The 16,644-nt window shown below is 46.1% G+C and carries 17 protein-coding genes; 15 read left to right on the top strand and 2 right to left on the bottom strand.

What is annotated here, in order from left to right; all coding sequences use genetic code 11:
* Positions 1 to 118: 118 nt before the first annotated feature.
* Positions 119 to 1,066: a class I SAM-dependent methyltransferase gene (locus F4V51_RS24280; protein ID WP_153979928.1), complete on the top strand. Its 948-nt coding sequence runs from the start codon at positions 119 to 121 to the stop codon at positions 1,064 to 1,066.
* A 101-nt stretch (positions 1,067 to 1,167) separates the two neighbouring features.
* On the opposite strand, the gene F4V51_RS24275 is transcribed toward F4V51_RS24280, so the two are convergent.
* Positions 1,168 to 3,555 carry a helix-turn-helix domain-containing protein gene (locus F4V51_RS24275; RefSeq protein ID WP_153979927.1) on the bottom strand — a complete coding sequence of 796 codons (2,388 nt, stop codon included), beginning with the start codon at positions 3,553 to 3,555 and terminating at the stop codon, positions 1,168 to 1,170.
* A 491-nt stretch (positions 3,556 to 4,046) separates the two neighbouring features.
* Here F4V51_RS24275 and F4V51_RS24270 point away from each other — a divergent pair, with 491 nt between their 5' ends.
* The 12 genes from F4V51_RS24270 to F4V51_RS24215 all read left to right on the top strand — a co-directional run bounded on the left by F4V51_RS24270 (position 4,047) and on the right by F4V51_RS24215 (position 14,518).
* On the top strand, positions 4,047 to 4,355 hold the full coding sequence (locus tag F4V51_RS24270) for a LiaF transmembrane domain-containing protein (protein ID WP_095292221.1): 309 nt from the start codon (positions 4,047 to 4,049) through the stop codon (positions 4,353 to 4,355).
* 34 nt (positions 4,356 to 4,389) lie between these two features.
* Complete coding sequence (locus F4V51_RS24265) at positions 4,390 to 5,061, top strand: PspA/IM30 family protein (RefSeq protein ID WP_110756943.1); 672 nt, start codon at positions 4,390 to 4,392, stop codon at positions 5,059 to 5,061.
* Positions 5,062 to 5,065: 4 nt separating this feature from the next.
* Positions 5,066 to 5,296, top strand: a complete 231-nt coding sequence (locus F4V51_RS24260; RefSeq protein WP_095292218.1) for a PspC domain-containing protein — start codon at positions 5,066 to 5,068, stop codon at positions 5,294 to 5,296.
* Between the two features lie 17 nt (positions 5,297 to 5,313).
* Complete coding sequence (locus F4V51_RS24255; RefSeq protein ID WP_153979926.1) at positions 5,314 to 5,817, top strand: PspC domain-containing protein; 504 nt, start codon at positions 5,314 to 5,316, stop codon at positions 5,815 to 5,817.
* Position 5,818: 1 nt separating this feature from the next.
* Positions 5,819 to 6,526 carry a PspA/IM30 family protein gene (locus F4V51_RS24250; protein ID WP_095292215.1) on the top strand — a complete coding sequence of 236 codons (708 nt, stop codon included), beginning with the start codon at positions 5,819 to 5,821 and terminating at the stop codon, positions 6,524 to 6,526.
* A 149-nt stretch (positions 6,527 to 6,675) separates the two neighbouring features.
* A complete protein-coding gene (gene liaF / locus F4V51_RS24245) occupies positions 6,676 to 7,323 on the top strand; it encodes a cell wall-active antibiotics response protein LiaF (RefSeq protein ID WP_127538880.1) in 648 nt (215 codons plus the stop codon).
* A 34-nt stretch (positions 7,324 to 7,357) separates the two neighbouring features.
* The gene (locus F4V51_RS24240) at positions 7,358 to 8,473 is read left to right on the top strand and encodes a sensor histidine kinase (protein WP_153979925.1); all 1,116 of its coding nucleotides are present in this window, start codon (positions 7,358 to 7,360) and stop codon (positions 8,471 to 8,473) included.
* On the top strand, positions 8,415 to 9,083 hold the full coding sequence (locus F4V51_RS24235) for a response regulator transcription factor (RefSeq protein ID WP_153979924.1): 669 nt from the start codon (positions 8,415 to 8,417) through the stop codon (positions 9,081 to 9,083). Before F4V51_RS24240 ends, F4V51_RS24235 begins: the two co-directional genes overlap by 59 nt.
* A 222-nt stretch (positions 9,084 to 9,305) precedes the next feature.
* Positions 9,306 to 10,043, top strand: coding sequence for a YwmB family TATA-box binding protein (locus F4V51_RS24230; RefSeq protein WP_153979923.1), 738 nt, complete (start codon positions 9,306 to 9,308; stop codon positions 10,041 to 10,043).
* Positions 10,044 to 10,292: 249 nt separating this feature from the next.
* Positions 10,293 to 11,843, top strand: coding sequence for a glucose-6-phosphate dehydrogenase (gene zwf, locus F4V51_RS24225; RefSeq protein ID WP_153979922.1), 1,551 nt, complete (start codon positions 10,293 to 10,295; stop codon positions 11,841 to 11,843).
* Between the two features lie 352 nt (positions 11,844 to 12,195).
* Positions 12,196 to 12,594, top strand: coding sequence for a DoxX family protein (locus F4V51_RS24220; RefSeq protein ID WP_153979921.1), 399 nt, complete (start codon positions 12,196 to 12,198; stop codon positions 12,592 to 12,594).
* 343 nt (positions 12,595 to 12,937) lie between these two features.
* Positions 12,938 to 14,518 carry a peptide chain release factor 3 gene (locus F4V51_RS24215; RefSeq protein ID WP_153979920.1) on the top strand — a complete coding sequence of 527 codons (1,581 nt, stop codon included), beginning with the start codon at positions 12,938 to 12,940 and terminating at the stop codon, positions 14,516 to 14,518.
* Between the two features lie 202 nt (positions 14,519 to 14,720).
* Here the strand turns inward: F4V51_RS24215 and sspI are convergent, their stop codons facing one another.
* Entirely contained in the window at positions 14,721 to 14,954 is a 234-nt protein-coding gene (gene sspI, locus F4V51_RS24210; protein ID WP_095292206.1) for a small acid-soluble spore protein SspI, read from the bottom strand.
* Between the two features lie 167 nt (positions 14,955 to 15,121).
* On the opposite strand from sspI, the gene F4V51_RS24205 reads away from it, so the two are divergent.
* Together F4V51_RS24205 and F4V51_RS24200 are read left to right on the top strand one after the other, a co-directional pair.
* The gene (locus tag F4V51_RS24205) at positions 15,122 to 15,784 is read left to right on the top strand and encodes a potassium channel family protein (protein ID WP_127538885.1); all 663 of its coding nucleotides are present in this window, start codon (positions 15,122 to 15,124) and stop codon (positions 15,782 to 15,784) included.
* A gap of 52 nt (positions 15,785 to 15,836) precedes the next feature.
* On the top strand, positions 15,837 to 16,625 hold the full coding sequence (locus F4V51_RS24200; protein ID WP_153979919.1) for a TrmH family RNA methyltransferase: 789 nt from the start codon (positions 15,837 to 15,839) through the stop codon (positions 16,623 to 16,625).
* Positions 16,626 to 16,644 lie beyond the last annotated feature (19 nt).

Here is a 16,644-nt window from a genome sequence, read left to right as displayed (position 1 = left end):
CGGTATGGACTATTGCGATATCACTACACGGTATTATTGAGATACTTCTGTTTGTTTACAAGAGAAGATCCTTTCTGGTGAACTTTTGATTTTATTACATAGAACGGAGTGAAACGTAATGCTTGAGCAAAAAGTGTCTGAGGAGAACAATTCAGTTAATTATTCAGAACTATTATTTGATCTATCGATCTGGGAAGAGGCATGGAAGCAGCGGCCAAGAAGTCCAAAATATAAGAAGAAGAGTGCACCATTCGAAACGGAAGAAGCATTTGAACGCTGGGCACGTGACTATCACCGTCAATCCTTTACAGAAGAAGGTAAGCAGCGTTCCGAGCGCATCATGAGCTGGATTGAGAATCAGGGTGTAGATTTTAGTGAATTATCCATATTGGACATTGGTGCGGCTTCAGGCATTTTTACAATTCCTTTTGCAGAAAAGGGGGCTACTGTCACTGCAGTCGAACCTTCTGAACTGCTTATTTCTTTGATGAAAGAGACGATACCGAGCACATTAGCGTCCAAAATCGAGATTGTTCCTGAACGCTTTGAAGAAATATCGATTCAGGAGAAAGGCTGGGAACAGAAATATGACTTTGCCTTTGCATCCATGTGCCCCGCAATGTCTGATTGGGAAACCGTTGAACAGGCAATTCAAAGTGCACGCAAATACGTTTATATCAGTGCCATGGCCGGTCCGAGAGTGCATACGTTAATAGACGAGTTAAAAGAGGTACTTCATGTTAATCCGCCTTACCGTTCGGGAGATATGGGATACATACAGCAGCTGCTATTCTTGAAAGGTTACGCGTATACGTCTTTAATAACAAATGAAGTCAACAGCATTGAGATGCCTGTTCAGCAAGTTGTAGATCATCTACAGGAATGGCTAAACACCTATGGATTGCCTACGGATACAGACTCACTATACAAGGCTGAGCACTATATCCGAAGTGCCTATCCAGATGGCGTGGTTAACTTCCTACGTGGTGGCAGGTTCGGAAAAATACTAATTCAGCTGGACCAGCAGAATATGAAGATTGTTCGTAAGAAGGAAGCTAAGAAATAAAACAAGAAATAAAACAAGAAATAAAACAAGAAATAAAACCGAGCGTGAATCATTAAAAGGAGCAGATCATCTGCTCCTTTTTCATTTATCATTACAATCAATTATTTCATGGAAGAGCGAAGAGGCTTCTGTCTACGTTCCCGGTACTGACCTGGAGTAATTCCCTCCCATTTTCGAAACGAACGGATAAAGTTCTGCGGGTTATTGTAACGAAGCCGAGCAGCAATATCCTTAATGGTTAGCTCGGTTTCATCCAACCACTTTCGGGCCATCTTGAACCGATACTGTGACAAATATTCACTGAATGCGTAGCCTGTTTCTTTGCTAAACACAGTACTCAAATAGCTCGCATTATAATGGAGCCGACAAGCACACTCTTCGAGTGTTAGATCGGTATCGTATTCCTGATGGATGATGGCAATCATTCTTTCCGAGATCTGCTGATGCTGTGCATATTGCCTTTCTCTGAAAATGCCAACACCCGGCCTAATAATACGATGAATAAACCATTGCTCGATATCGGCAGCCGTTTGCAGAGCGAGCAGTTCGTTGATCAATGGGCTGTGCCCTGAAGAGATCTGTGCAAGTCGTATACCGGACTCCTGCATCATTTGTAATATATGCATCAATAATCGTGTTAAAGCAACCTGGTATTCTTCCTCGGTCCATTCCATATGATATACACGCTGAAGCAATTGTTGTAATAGTACGGAAGCTTCTGCCTCATCTGCAGATTGAATGGATTGCATAAGACGATATTCGAGTGACTCAGGGTAAGGTAGCGTCCACAAGGAAGAATAAATTGAAGCTTCTTCATTTTGTTTGACGCTAGCTCCTGGTATGGTCTGCTGCTGCAACATTTTCATAGCTTCAATATAAGCCAGGTGTATTTCTGAAAAGGAAGAGTATGGTTGACTGAAACGGATATTCAGCTGAAGATTCAAAACTTCACTCACTCGATGATGCAGCAGCTCAGTCATTTCGTAAAGTTCATTTGAAAATACAGAGTTGTCCATTTTGATAGAACCTATTACGGTTACTACAGTCTGTTCCACAATGATCGGAAGGAGTTGTCGATCCTTATCGATGGACTCCTCCACTATATTTTGAACGGCAAATAACAGGAGATCGAGATCGTGATGATCATATTTCGTTTGACTTGCCAAATCGGTCTTTAGGGTCAATACGGCTATTTGTTGCCACTGAATAAGATGATCTTTGTAACCTAGTTCGATCAAGTTTTGGTGCAGCATGCCGGGCGAGCACTTACCTAGAAATATATCTATCATATACTGAGTGCGTGTCTGCAAAACGTATTGATTTAATTTATACTCCATCTGGGACCGAGAAGCTGACAGCTGGTTAATATGGGTCTTGATCTGCTCGAATTCATTTTGAAGCGAAAAAAGGGATTGTGGCAGTTTCTTATTCGATAAAACTCTGTCAGTAATTCCTAGCTGCGATAGCAGGTTCCGTATGGGGATATGCAAACGCCTTGAACCTAACCATACGAAGAATATGGAGAGTAGAAGGAGTATTACGCCTACAGACAAAGTGTACAGTCCAATCTTGACATACTCTTGGGATAGGACATTCATGGGTGTAATTAAAATATAAGTCCAGCCCTTTAACGGTGTCTTGGCGAAGGTTAAGGAATATTCCGTATCAGCCATTCGAACCTCGTGGTATTCCTTTGAAGCAGCAGACGTATTCGGAGAGAGCAATTCGCTCAGGTCCATTTTAGATTCAATGTCTTCTATGTTCATTGCTGATAAGGGTTGTCCAATATACATAGGATCGGGGTGAACAAGAATGCGCTGTTCCCGGTTCACAATAATCAATTCTGAAGAAGACATATCCAGGTCAACGGATTCAGATACAATAGAATGATGCAATGAGCATGCAGGAATTCCACCAATTAAAGCTGAGTCAGCGGATGCATTCATAAGTGAGATGGATCTGCCGAGCACGATATGATAATTACATCCGGACGGGAAATCCTGTTCATTATGCTTAAATACAGATGATGGAATCAGCTGCCAGCCAGAGGTCAGGGTTTTGGACAACAAATCTCGCATGGGAAGAGCCAAAGGGAAGTCCGTGTTAAGATATAACCCCACATGATCGACCAGCCAATCCTGAGCTTCGTTAACTAGCGTAATATCCATTAAGGGCTCCCAGGATCGCATATGTTGAAATTCGGATTGAAGCTGGTTTGCTGTCGTTAATGTACCTGGAAGTGTGGCTGAAAGGGACTGAAGTGTAAGAGGAGACCGAGTCGCCTGATCCAGCATATAACTGATGGTGTTAAGCTTATGCTCGACGCTCGTCTGCATGTGTAAAAGAAGTTGTTTATTCGTTTGCATGCGATGCAGCTCCGTTTGATTCATGGAATACAGAATTGCCGCTATTCCGGCCAGCAGAATAGGCAAGGTACTGAGCAGAATGCCAAACAAAATCATTTTATGAAGATAACTGATGGACCGCACAGCCCCCACTCCTAACTTAAGAATTAGGATCAATACTGCTTCTATTTTAGTAAACGCTTACATTAATAACAACATTAATTTGTTTATATGGATAAAAAAGTATTTATGTTTGGGGTTTAGAAGAGCTTCTCATTCAACCGTACATCATTCGGGGGAAACGAAATCCTTTTGTAAACGTACATAAGGCTTAAGGGAAGATCATATCAATGGCGATTGCAAGCTCAGATGAGGTTATGTCTCTCTAGTCGGATAAGGGGATATGAGGCATCCCAATCTCAAGCTCATTGTATGTCGACAGAGGTCTGATGTAAGGACAGACGGAGGTCCAACACCATCCCCGACCTGAGTCTAGGATGAAAAACCGTCCGCGGTCTGTTTTGAAAAGTCCCCGTTTCCCCTAGAATAAAGACATAAGGTTGAACAAGAAACAACAAACACAAACGAGCAAATAAACAAATCAAAATACAAACCGAAAGGGTGGTGAAAAAATTATGAGATGGAATAAGGGGAATGGCTGGGCGATTGTCCTGATTGCGCTGGGAGCTCTAATCCTTTTCGGAAAGTTAACTCCGCTTCTTGGACACCTGATGGGGTATCTGATTCCGATTCTGATGATTGCACTTGGTTACTACGGGGTTAAACGAGGAAATGTAATGCTGGGGTGGATCGTCTTGATCATCGGTATCTTGTCACTGATGGGTAAACTGGCTTGGTTGATCGGACCAATCATCGCCATCGGATTAATCATCTTCGGTGTCTCGATGCTCAGCAACAATCGCAGTCGTCGTGGCCGCTACTAAATGATCACGATCTTGAAAAGGAGGACAGAACATAATGAGTGTATTTCGTCGAATGCGGGATATTACCGTAGCTACATTAAATGAACATCTGGAGCAAAGTCAGGATCCAGTCAAACTGATTGATCAGTTTCTGGTCTCGACCCGCCAAGACATTGGCGAAGCCGAGAAGCTTCGTCATCAATATGCAAGCCATACTAGACAGATGAAGCAGCAAGCCGACCAGGCAGCAAGTATGGTGCACAAACGTGAAGAGCAGGCTTCAATGGCTCTGAAAGCAGGAGAAGAGCATCTTGCGAAACTTGCCCTGCAGGAGAAAATTCTCCATGAAGAAAAGATGGAACAATACAATGAACTGTATGCCCAGAGCAATGCAGCATTACAGGAACTTGATGAACAGATTGACCAGCTGAAAGTGGAGTATCAGAATGTGTACAGCAAACGTCAATATTACTACGCTCGTATGCAAACCATTCAATTGCAGCAACGAATGAATCAAAGAGGTCACTACAATAATCAGAATGTACCTCGAATGTTCAATCGCCTGGACGACCAAGTCTCTGATCTTGAATATGAGGCACAGAGTCTGAGAGACATTCGCCGCATGAGCCAGGATGGTTCAGGAACAGCAGGCAGCATGTCCTCCTCTACCTTGGATAAAGAGCTGGAGCGCCTGAAACAGAAGCTGAACAATGAAAGGAAGGAGTAGTCACATGAATAGATTATACCGCTCGACGCGTAACCGAAGGCTGACAGGTTTGATCGGTGGCATCTCTGAGAATCTTGGATTTAGTTCGATGCTGCTGCGTCTCATCTTCTTCATCAGTATTTTCGCTACGGGGGGTACATCATTGCTGATCTACTTCATCGCTGCATTAGTGGTGCCGAAGGAACCCTATCCTGCAGATCCATACGGATATGATTCCGTAACAGGATATAAGTAAACGAAAGGAGCAAGCACATGAGCAAATTATACCGCTCAACGCGTGACCGGATGCTAACAGGTTTGATCGGCGGGATATCCGAATCCATCGGAATGGACTCCACGCTGCTGCGGATCATCTTCGTCATCAGTATCTTTGTAACAGGCGGCACAGCGTTGTTAATCTACTTTATCGCAGCCTTGGTGGTACCGAAAGAACCGTTTCCACCTTATGATCCGTATGGTTACGGTCCCGGCCCTGGTCCAGGTCCTGGCAGAGGATACAACAGCTATGATCACGACCCGAACAGAGGACCTTTCCGGGGCAACAATCAAGGTCACGGTGGCTTCGGCCCCGGCCCAGGTTACAATAACAGACCGCATTCGGGCCCACGTTCTTACGATAATAACAGCTATGGAGCAGGTGCACCTCAAGAGAGTGAACTGGATTCCATGATGAAAGATATTGAGAAAAAAGCATTAAAAAAAGAAGTTGAAGAGCTACGCCAAAAATTATCTCGTTACGAGAAGGGAGAAAAGTAAAATGGGAGTATTTAAACGGATTAAGGATATGACTAAAGCGTCGGTAAATGATATGTTGGATAAAGTGGAAGACCCGATTGTAATGTTGAACCAGTACTTGCGTGACATGGAGGCCGAGATTCATGAGGCTGAAGTAACAGTAGCCAAACAAATGGCAAATGAGCGTCGCATGAAGCAGCGTCTGGACGAAGCGGAGCGTACATCGGTACAACGCGAGTCCCAAGCTGAAGCTGCGCTGGCTAATGGTCAGGAAGAAGTAGCGCGCAAATTGCTGGAAGAGAAAATCTACTTTGATCAAAAAATTACGGAGTACAGTGAACTGCACGCACAATCTGAAGCACAAGCCAAAGACCTGCTGCAACAGCTTCATGACATGAAAGACGAGTTCTACAAAATGCGTAACAAACGCAATGAGCTCGTATCCCGTGCCCAAATGGCGAAAGCCAAAAAGCAAATGTCCTCCATCAACAGCCTGCATTCAATCGAAAGTGGTAGTGCATCGCTTGGATTCCATCGTATGGAAGAGAAAATCATGCAGCTGGAAGCTGAAGCAGACGTATCCCGTGCTCCTTACCGGAACACACAATCTACGTATACCAATCCTGTAGATGTTGAAAAACAGTTCAAAGTAGATCAACAACTGCAAGCCCTGAAAAACAAACTGGGCAACGGGTCCAAAAATGAAACAGGCGGCACTTCTAAAGAATAACTGTTCGCTCAGCAGACAATATGATATTCTATAAATCGTGAATAAAGAACGGTTTGTAGAACAAAGGTTAAGCCATACAGGTCATTATCGCCTGGTATGGCTTTTCCAACGAATAGGGAAAATCAACTTGCAGAGGAGGTGCGGCAGAGATGAACAAAAAAGAACAATGGCTTGCATTTGCGATCATTATTATCGGTATAATCATGCTATTGAATCAGCATATTAATCTGCTGACAGCTGCCGCACTGATCCTGTTAACGATTGGAATGGTTCAGGTTCGTAAAGGAGATACGCACAAGGGTCACCGCTACTTGGCGATTGGTGGATGTCTTCTGCTGCTTGGGAACCTGATGATTGTATTTTTAATTGTACTGGCTTCACTGGCCTATTTTTATTCCAAAAACAAAAAGATGCATCTGCATGGCGATGTCATGCGCAAACAGAATTTTTTGGCTCGTTATTATTGGGACCAGGTGCCTTGGACGTTACGAAGCATGAGCTTATGGCACGCTATTGGTGAAGTCAATGCAGATCTGTCTCTCTCCATTCCGGAAGAAAAACAGACCATTGTATTGCTGCAAGGAGTTATGGGAAATGTTCGTTTGACACTGCCTGAGGATTACGGAGTAGAGATTGAGGCTTCGGTCATGTTTGGACGTATTAGTCTGAATGGGGAAAAAGACAGTGGCATGATGAACAAGTTGATATGGAGAACACCTGGTTACGAAACCAGTGAACATAAAGCAAAATTTGTTATTTCTTATATTGTTGGCGACCTAAGCATTCGTAATCCGTAATAAATCAATAAGTGAAGAAAAGGAGGAGACCCGGTTGAAGACAAAACGACATACCGACATGGTAACCCGAAGTATGGGTGAAGGGATCCTCCTTGTTTTCATTGTTCTCGCTGTGATCTTATATGTGCTGTATACATATGGTTATCTTGCTCCGTTTGCTGGATGGAGGCATCTGATTCAGTCTGGCTTAGCGCTGGTTTTATTGCTGATAGGCATCGGAGCGTCTTTTGGCTTCTATCAGAGTTACCGGGTCAAACGCAGGCTTGAATTGCTGCGGGAAACCCTTTTACAATGGGAAAAAGGATCTCTATCGCGCACCGTACCCGATCTGGGGATCGACGATGTAGGCCGTTTAAGCGAACAGCTCGGGCGGATCGGCAAGAAGTGGGAAGATCAGGTTACCTCACTGCAACGACTATCGACCAACAATGCACAGCTCGCAGAGCAAGCCAGAATAACGGCAATTGTGGAAGAGCGGCAGCGATTGGCACGAGAGCTGCATGATGCCGTTTCTCAGCAGTTGTTTGCCATTTCGATGACTGCCACAGCGGTTGGACGAAAGATGGAGAAGGACTTTGCACGTGCCCAGCGGCAGGTGGCGTTGATTGAGGAGATGGCTTCGGTAGCCCAATCGGAGATGCGCGCGTTGCTTCTGCATTTGCGACCGGTTTATCTGGAAGGCAAACATTTAGAACAGGGCCTGAAAGATCTTGTCATGGAATTAAAAACCAAAGTACCCATGGACATTGTGCTTGAGATGGATGAAGATATCCATTTGGTCAAAGGCATTGAGAATCATCTGTTCCGAATTATTCAGGAAGCGATGTCCAATACACTGCGCCATGCCAAGGCAGAAAAAATGGAGATTCGGCTGCAGCGCCGGACCGATGCAATTCGTGTGCTTATTCGTGATGATGGTCAGGGCTTCGATCTGGATGACCAGAAGCAGGCTTCCTATGGTCTGGCCAACATGCGGGAACGCGTTACGGAGATCGGGGGAGCCATTCAATTTGTAACGGCACCAGGTAAGGGAACACGAATTGAGATAACGATACCTTTGATGAGCGATGAAAGTGAGGAAGAACATGTCAATGGAACCGGAAGTAGAAACGGAGACGGAAACGTCGATCAAAGTGTTGCTCGTGGATGACCATGAAATGGTACGGATCGGCCTCGCGGCCGTGCTCGATACAGAGGACGGGATCGAGGTTGTGGGTGAAGCGGGAAGTGGCGAGGAAGGTATTCGACTGGCACAGGAATATAAGCCGGACGTTGTTCTGATGGATCTAGTCATGGAAGGCATGGACGGGATCGAGGCTACACGGCAGTTGCTCAAAATGTATCCGGAATGCAAAGTCATCGTGCTAACCAGTTACCTGGATGATGAAAAAATGTATCCTGTTATTGAGGCAGGGGCCTTCAGCTATCTATTAAAGACATCAAGAGCCAATGAAGTGGCAGATGCGATTCGTGCTGCGGCACGTGGACAATCGGTTCTGGAATCACAGGTGGCCTCCAAAATGATGAATCGATTCCGGCAGCCACAGGCAGCAGCCCCGGCCCATGATGAGCTTACTGACCGGGAGATGGATGTGCTTCGTTTACTCGCGAAGGGCAAGTCCAATCAGGATATAGCTGATGATCTGATCATCGGTATCAAAACAGTCAAGTTCCATGTAACGAATATCCTGGCCAAACTTGGTGTGGATGACCGGACACAGGCAGCCATCTATGCCTATAAAAATGGTCTAGCAGAGTAGGAAGAAGTGTAATGTGAACGACTTTATTTAGCAAACTTCATTGAGCAAGAAAACGTACTTAACGAATTTGAATAGCATAGATAGTCAAGTGGAAAGGTCTGCTCTACCATGCACATGGTGGAACGGGCCTTTTTTTGTGATGTCCAAAGGAGTTTAGCAAATGGGGAAAGGGGGCATGCTGTTGATAGATTCATAGAATGAAAGAGAGAGCGGAGGATAACCATGTTAAATCGTTGGATGTCTGCAGGTATAGTGGCTTTGGCACTTATTATTGTTATAGGTATGACGACGGCGTATGCAGAGAGAAACGAGTCAGAAGGCGAGAAGCTGGAACAGTTGATACATACTTCGAACGCAGCGATGGATCAGGTGGAACGCATGATTATCAAATGGCAGGGACAAGGGACAGGGAGTGCAGAGGAACAAGCAGCACGTTTGTCGGAACAATTGGGACTGCCGCGACCAGTTTTGGGAAGCCAGACGGGTCATGATGTGTATCGCAGTGAGATTCAGGCTGAAGGAAGTCGTGCAGGCATATTGGTAAATGCCGTCGTGACTGGAGAGAACGGATACTATGTTATTGTACAGTTGGCGGGGAATCATTCCACTGGATTAAGCGAACTCGTTTCTTTGCATGAACAGGTAGATCAGCTGCTTGCAAATTCTGAGGTGGAAGCGGCATGGAACCTTTCAGTTCAGGGCAGAGGAACAACCGATGTATCGGTTAGCAATCAACTAGAAGAGACAGAGGCTAAGCTGTCTGGCCAACTGAGTATGCATGCAGCTGAGCGTTATACGGATGACAACACTGCAAGCGTGTCCTACCGTGTCCCTGAACTCCCGACTGCCATCCAGAGTGGCTCGGATGTTCTGAACATGCAGATTGCTGTACATCAGGACCATGATAAGGAAAGCAATCGTGTTACGTTAGGTTTTCCGGTAATCACTATAGAGTATTGAAATGATATTAGGTGAATTTATAGGCTTGATCATGGATATTTATAGATCAATTTTTAGGGAAATGTTTGAAGGAATATGGGGCTCCTTTATCAGGAAAATTAGTGCAACCCTTCAGGCAATATGCTAAAATGGCATCACATCCAAGAGGAAGCTACTGGTAATTGTCGGTTGTATGTTGTGCATATATAACACCATTACATAGCTCGGGAAGAGCAGAGAAAAGAGTCTTCCCGGAAGGAAGAGGAGCCCATGGTCGAAAAACAAATGCGAGATGAAGTGCAGACGCCAGGCGCAGTATTTTTCATTTTTGGAGCAACGGGTGATTTGGCCCGCCGGAAGCTGTTTCCGGCAATCTATAGTCTTTACCGCGAAGGCAAGCTAGCCGAAGACTTTGCGGTTATTGGTGTAGCCAGACGTCCGAGGACACCAGAACAATTCCGGGAAGACATTCATGAATCCATTAAGGAGTTCTGCCGTTATCCGGCAGGTGAACCTGATGAGTGGAATGCGTTTGTCGAACATTTTGAGTATAAATCTCTTGATATTAATAACGTGGATGGCTTCAGAGAGTTACGGGATCAAACAGAAGGCCTGGAAGCAAAGTTTAACACGCCAGGCAACCGGCTGTTTTATCTGGCACTGGCTCCAGAGCTGTTCGGCAGTGTCTCTTATAGCTTACGTGATGGCGGAATGCTGGAGAGCCGAGGCTGGAACCGGCTTGTCATTGAGAAGCCGTTCGGGTATGATCTGCAGTCTGCCGAGCAGTTGAATGAGCAGATCCGTGAGGTGTTCCGTGAAGAGGAAATCTATCGGATTGACCATTATCTGGGCAAGGAAATGGTGCAAAATATTGAAGTGATCCGCTTTGGTAATGCATTTTTTGAGCCGCTCTGGAATAACAAACATATTGCGAATGTTCAAATCACACTTGGTGAGACCGTTGGTGTGGAGGAACGTGGGGGTTACTACGATCATTCCGGTGCGCTGCGGGATATGGGGCAGAATCATATGCTTCAGATGCTGACGATGATTGCCATGGAGCCGCCAAGCCGTTTATTTCCTGAAGATATCCGGGACGAGAAGGTTAAGGTGCTGCGTTCCTTGCGACCATTCACATCCGATGAAGAAGTGAGCCATAACGTTGTCCGTGGACAGTATACAGAAGGGGAGTACCGTGGCAAACAGCTTCCGGGATATCGTCAGGAGGACAAGGTTGATCCAGAGTCGAATACCGAGACTTATTTTGCTGCCCGTGTATTCGTGGATAACTTCCGATGGGCGGGCGTACCCTTTTACATTCGGACAGGCAAACGTCTGCCGGTGAAAACGACCGAGATTGTGGTTGAATTCAAGTCCATGCCGAACAATGTATATCTGGGAAAAAAATATAAACTGGAACCGAATCTGCTCGTCATTCGGGTGAATCCAATGGAAGGCATTTATATTAAAATCAATGCCAAGAAACCGGGCTCGGATTCCGAAATTCAGCCGCTCGCAATGGACTTCTGTCAGAGCTGCATGATCGGAATCAACTCGCCAGAAGCATACGAGCGTCTGCTGCATGATGCAGCAGAAGGGGATTCCACGTACTTCACCCGCTGGGATGAAGTGGCGACCGCATGGTCTTTTGTCGACCGTATTGCTTCCGCATGGGCGGGGAATCATGGAGAACTGCATACGTATCCTGCAGGCACATGGGGACCGGAAGCGACAGGGAAGCTGCTGGAGCAGGATGGTTTCCACTGGTGGCCGGTGAACGGGCAGGACGAAGACAGTGTTATTTGGCAAGTGAACAACTAATCCGATAAATCATGTGTGAAGAAGCCTTGGATGGGACGTGAGTGCGCGTTCTTCCGGGCTTTTTTTGCGTAGGAGAGAGAAAGAATAATAAGGAAATAAATAAATAAATAAAAATAAGTTGTTGACAAAAAGTAAGTGAATAACTTATACTCAACTCAAGAGTTAAAGAAATTACGCAAAAAGAAAAACGGACGAAAGAGTTCTAAGGAGTTCTTCGAACCGATAGATTATTCATGAGATGAAATTTGAACCAGGTGAAGGGGTTACGAACACATTCATGAAGGAACATTTTAGCATAATATCTTTAATCTAAGAATACTATTTTGTAACTATTTGAATGGAGGAAAAGGACATGTTGGATGTAGGACTTTTGTTGATTCGATTGGTGATCGGTTTGTCGTTTATGGCTCATGGTGCACAGAAGTTGTTTGGTTGGTTCGGGGGTTATGGGATCAAGGGTACAGGCGGATGGTTTGAGTCCATGGGGATGAAGCCGGGCGCACTTGTTGCACTGCTGGCAGGTTTGGCGGAATTCGGTGGCGGCTTGCTGCTGGCTCTGGGTCTGCTGACTCCAGTAGGTGGCATTCTGATTGCACTGACCATGTTGATCGCGATTGTAAAAGTTCATGGTGCAAATGGATACTGGTCTACACAAAACGGTTTTGAGTATAATCTCGCGATCCTGGTGATCGGTGTGGCGTTGGCTCTGATCGGTGGAGGACAGTACGCACTTGATGCATTGATTTTCTAAGTAAGCTAGGAACGTGAATTAGGAGTACCTGGATGCCATTCTATTGGCTGAAAGGTGCTCTTTTTTTGTGATTGGAAAAGTGAAGAATCCTTTGCAGGTAATCGGTTATTTTCGGTAAAGATTATGGTACAATAGGAGAGTTGGGTAAGAAGCAGGTTAACGGTTTGTTAAAGCAACACAGGAATAGGGAGGATGAACTCCGTTGTAAATGTGTAAAATTAAACCTAATGTGCAAAAATCGAAGAAACAATCAACCGGTATCGCCGGATTGCATAAAAGATTGAGATTAGACCGGCCAGGCCGGTAATTAACGTTGAATGAACGGATGAAAGGGATAGAACCTATGAGCAAAGCAGATAACATTCTTCAACAGGAAGTGGACAAACGCCGGACGTTTGCCATTATCTCTCACCCAGATGCGGGTAAAACCACATTGACCGAGAAGCTGTTGCTGTTCGGGGGCGCGATTCGTCTCGCCGGTACGGTCAAAGCGCGGAAAGCAAGCAAGCACGCTACAAGTGACTGGATGGAAATCGAGAAACAGCGGGGGATCTCGGTTACATCTTCCGTAATGCAGTTCGATTATCTGGGTCATCGTGTAAACATTCTGGATACTCCGGGTCACCAGGACTTCAGTGAAGATACCTATCGTACACTAACAGCTGCAGATAGTGCAGTCATGCTGATTGACGTGGCCAAAGGGGTCGAGGCACAAACCATCAAGCTGTTCCAGGTTTGTGCGAAGCGCGGCATTCCGATCTTCACATTCATCAACAAGCTGGACCGTGAAGGGCAAAGCCCGTTTGATCTGATGGAAGAGCTCGAAAACGTACTGGGTATTCGCTCCGTACCGATGAACTGGCCGATTGGTACAGGACGCGATCTGTGCGGCGTGTATGACCGGATGAAAAACCAGGTGGAATTGTTCCAAGGGGACGACCACTCTACGATTAAAGTGCAAAAAGTAGACGGCTACGAAGATCCGATTATCCGTGAGATGGCGGGAGAATATCTTCATGATCAGCTGTGTCAGGATCTGGAGCTTCTGGATGTAGCGGGAGATCCATTCGACATGGAGAAGGTACAGCGTGGTGAGCTGACTCCGGTATTCTTCGGCAGTGCCATCAACAACTTCGGTGTGCAGACATTCCTGGAGAACTTCCTGCAGCTCGCTCCTAAGCCGGAGCCACGTCACAGTACCGCGGGTGAGATCGAGCCGACGAATGAGAAATTCAGCGGATATGTATTCAAAATCCAGGCAAACATGAACCCGGCACACCGCGACCGTATCGCGTTCCTGCGGATCGTGTCTGGTAAATTCCAACGGGGGATGAGCGTTAAGCATAACCGTGTGGGGAAAGAGATTAAGCTGTCCCAACCACAGCAATTCCTGGCTCAGGACCGGGATATCGTAGAAGAGGCATATGCTGGCGATATCATCGGATTATTTGACCCGGGTATTTTCCGGATTGGCGATTCGCTTAGTCAGGGAAGTGAGGTTGTATTTGATGAAATGCCAACCTTCTCGCCAGAGATTTTTGCCAAAGTAACGGTCAAAAATGCATTGAAACATAAACAGTACCAAAAGGGTATTGACCAGTTAACGGAAGAAGGAACGATCCAGGTATTTAACACCGTGAGTTTCGATGAAACACTGCTTGGTGTTGTAGGTCAGCTCCAGTTTGAGGTATTCGAATACCGGATGAAAGGCGAGTATGGGGTAGATGTACAGCTGCAGCGCATGCCTTATCAGTTTGCTCGCTGGATCGTGGATGAGAATCTGGATCCGAGCAAATTCCGGATTAACTCAACCCTGGTGAAGGATAAAAAGGGGAATTACGTTGTCCTGTTCGAGAATGAGTATGCGATGAGAACAGCAATGGACAAAAACCCGACTGCCCAATTCCTTGAGACAGCTCCATAAGTTTAGCTTAAAATAAAGCCATTATAATAATGGCATTAATAGTAATACAGCAACGGTAAAGATCCCTCCGCCTTCTGGCGGGGGGATCTGTTGCTTTGCACCTTACTTTGATGGCAGGTATGATCCAGCCGGATAAGGGAAAGCTTTCTTTTGCAGGCAGAACAAACGTGATGACGGTTACCGATCCCTTTCAATACCTCGATTAGCGAAGCGGTTGAACGGGGATGGTGTGCAGATGCTCCTGCGCGACTTGAATCAACTCATCCTGCTTCGCAGAATCAGTGTTCTTCCAGATCATTTCGAAAATGGCACCAAGTCCGGGCAATGCGGCTTCCGGTCCATCGACAGAGCCTTCAATCATCTCCCGGAGCTGATCATCACTCTTGTCATGAACTTTATGAACAATCGCTTCACGCAGGCTTAATGTAATTGGCATCGCAATTCCCTCCTCGTATATTCGGCTGCTCCTATACTGTTCCCTGGGAAGCGTGAGCGCATTCAAGTTTATCCGGCTTTGTGGTATACTACGAAGGATATTTAAGTAAGCATTGACATCTGAAAGGATGCGCAAGAGCTGAAGTGCAGCGGGAGGTTAAGACCCTAATGGCTAAGAAACAGTATGCCGTAATTGGCATGGGGCGGTTCGGATCAAGTGTGGCCAATGCGCTGAGTGGTATGGGATTCGACGTACTGGCAATTGATGCGGACGAGCAGCGGACCCAGGAAATGTCCAACGTGGTGACCCATGCTGTATCGGCAGATTCAACAGATGAAGAAGCGCTGCGTGCGCTGGGCATACGAAATTTCGACGTTGTCGTTGTGGCAATCGGTGAAGATATTCAGGCGAGCATTTTGACGACCCTGATTTTGAAAGATATGGGTGTACCGGTTCTGATCGTCAAGGCACAGAACGAGTTGCATGGTAAAGTGCTGCAAAAGATTGGAGCAGACAAGGTTATTTACCCTGAGCGGGATATGGGGCTGCGTGTAGCCCATCATTTGACCTCTCCGAACATACTGGATTACATTGAGCTATCTGAAGATTACAGCATATTGGAGATGAGAGCCTCCGAGCAGATGATCGGCAAAAACCTGTTGGAGCTCAACATTCGTGCACGCTTCGGTTGTAACGTCATGGCGATTCGCAGCGGAAATTCCATGAATATCTCTCCGTATGCGGAAGATCGGATTGAAGCTGGGGATGTATTGATCATAGTGGGCCATAAAGACCATTTGACGAAAATGGAGCTTGCCTATCCGAAGTGATCTCTCGGAGTCACCCGGAGTAAATTGAACGGCAGACGGGAAGGATGGAAAGATGGATATCGTATCACCGCAAAATTCACGTGTGAAGGAATGGGCACAGCTGCTGGAGAAGAAGCACCGTACCCGTCAGCATAAATATATCATTGAAGGCATTCACCTGGTTCAGGAAGCGCTACGTGCACAGGCTGATCTGGAATGCATCGTTTACGATGGTGAGCAAGGAGTACCTACAGAACTGGCTGGCCTCGAAGGACCCCTTCAACGTATAGAATGGATCAGCGTATCGTCGGCTGTGATTGCCAAATGTACGGATACGATGACACCGCAGCCTGTTTTTGCCATTGTACGTAAAGGTCGTGAGCCGCTGGAAAGTCTGCTCTCTGGAGAGCGAGGGCTTGTTGTGGTGCTGGATGGGGTGCAGGACCCGGGGAATGTGGGAACGATCATCCGCAGTGCTGATGCAGCCGGAGCAGCCGGTGTAGTGCTAGGTGCAGGCTCTGCCGATGTGTATAATCCGAAGACGATTCGTTCAACGATGGGATCATTGTTTCATTTGCCCATTGTTGAAGGGCAGCTCGAATCTATGCTTACAGAAGCGAAAGCAGCGGGCGTGAAGCTCGTAAGTACCTCTTTGCAGGCAGAGTATTCATGTTATAGCTATGATTTTACGCAATCCGTTTGGCTAGTGATCGGCAATGAAGGCAAGGGGATATCTGAGTCTACGGCAAGGCTTGTGGATGATGCGATTACGATCCCGATGCAGGGACAAGCTGAATCGTTGAATGCCGCAATGGCGGCGACGATTCTGATGTTCGAAGCGATGAGACAGCGGATGGTTTAAATTATAGAGATATATAAAT

The sequence above is a fragment of the Paenibacillus xylanilyticus genome (assembly GCF_009664365.1).
Lineage (GTDB): Bacteria > Bacillota > Bacilli > Paenibacillales > Paenibacillaceae > Paenibacillus > Paenibacillus xylanilyticus_A.
This window is presented reverse-complemented; position numbering and strand designations above follow the sequence as displayed.

Bases quoted from the DNA above. Each gene is read 5' to 3' on its own strand.
- F4V51_RS24280 (WP_153979928.1), top strand. From the start codon at position 119: ATGCTTGAGCAAAAAGTGTCTGAGGAGAACAATTCAGTTAATTATTCA.
- F4V51_RS24270 (WP_095292221.1), top strand. From the start codon at position 4,047: ATGAGATGGAATAAGGGGAATGGCTGGGCGATTGTCCTGATTGCGCTG.
- F4V51_RS24265 (WP_110756943.1), top strand. From the start codon at position 4,390: ATGAGTGTATTTCGTCGAATGCGGGATATTACCGTAGCTACATTAAAT.
- F4V51_RS24260 (WP_095292218.1), top strand. From the start codon at position 5,066: ATGAATAGATTATACCGCTCGACGCGTAACCGAAGGCTGACAGGTTTG.
- F4V51_RS24255 (WP_153979926.1), top strand. From the start codon at position 5,314: ATGAGCAAATTATACCGCTCAACGCGTGACCGGATGCTAACAGGTTTG.
- F4V51_RS24250 (WP_095292215.1), top strand. From the start codon at position 5,819: ATGGGAGTATTTAAACGGATTAAGGATATGACTAAAGCGTCGGTAAAT.
- liaF (WP_127538880.1), top strand. From the start codon at position 6,676: ATGAACAAAAAAGAACAATGGCTTGCATTTGCGATCATTATTATCGGT.
- F4V51_RS24235 (WP_153979924.1), top strand. From the start codon at position 8,415: ATGGAACCGGAAGTAGAAACGGAGACGGAAACGTCGATCAAAGTGTTG.
- F4V51_RS24230 (WP_153979923.1), top strand. From the start codon at position 9,306: ATGTTAAATCGTTGGATGTCTGCAGGTATAGTGGCTTTGGCACTTATT.
- zwf (WP_153979922.1), top strand. From the start codon at position 10,293: ATGGTCGAAAAACAAATGCGAGATGAAGTGCAGACGCCAGGCGCAGTA.
- F4V51_RS24220 (WP_153979921.1), top strand. From the start codon at position 12,196: ATGTTGGATGTAGGACTTTTGTTGATTCGATTGGTGATCGGTTTGTCG.
- F4V51_RS24215 (WP_153979920.1), top strand. From the start codon at position 12,938: ATGAGCAAAGCAGATAACATTCTTCAACAGGAAGTGGACAAACGCCGG.
- sspI (WP_095292206.1), bottom strand. From the start codon at position 14,954: ATGCCAATTACATTAAGCCTGCGTGAAGCGATTGTTCATAAAGTTCAT.
- F4V51_RS24205 (WP_127538885.1), top strand. From the start codon at position 15,122: ATGGCTAAGAAACAGTATGCCGTAATTGGCATGGGGCGGTTCGGATCA.
- F4V51_RS24200 (WP_153979919.1), top strand. From the start codon at position 15,837: ATGGATATCGTATCACCGCAAAATTCACGTGTGAAGGAATGGGCACAG.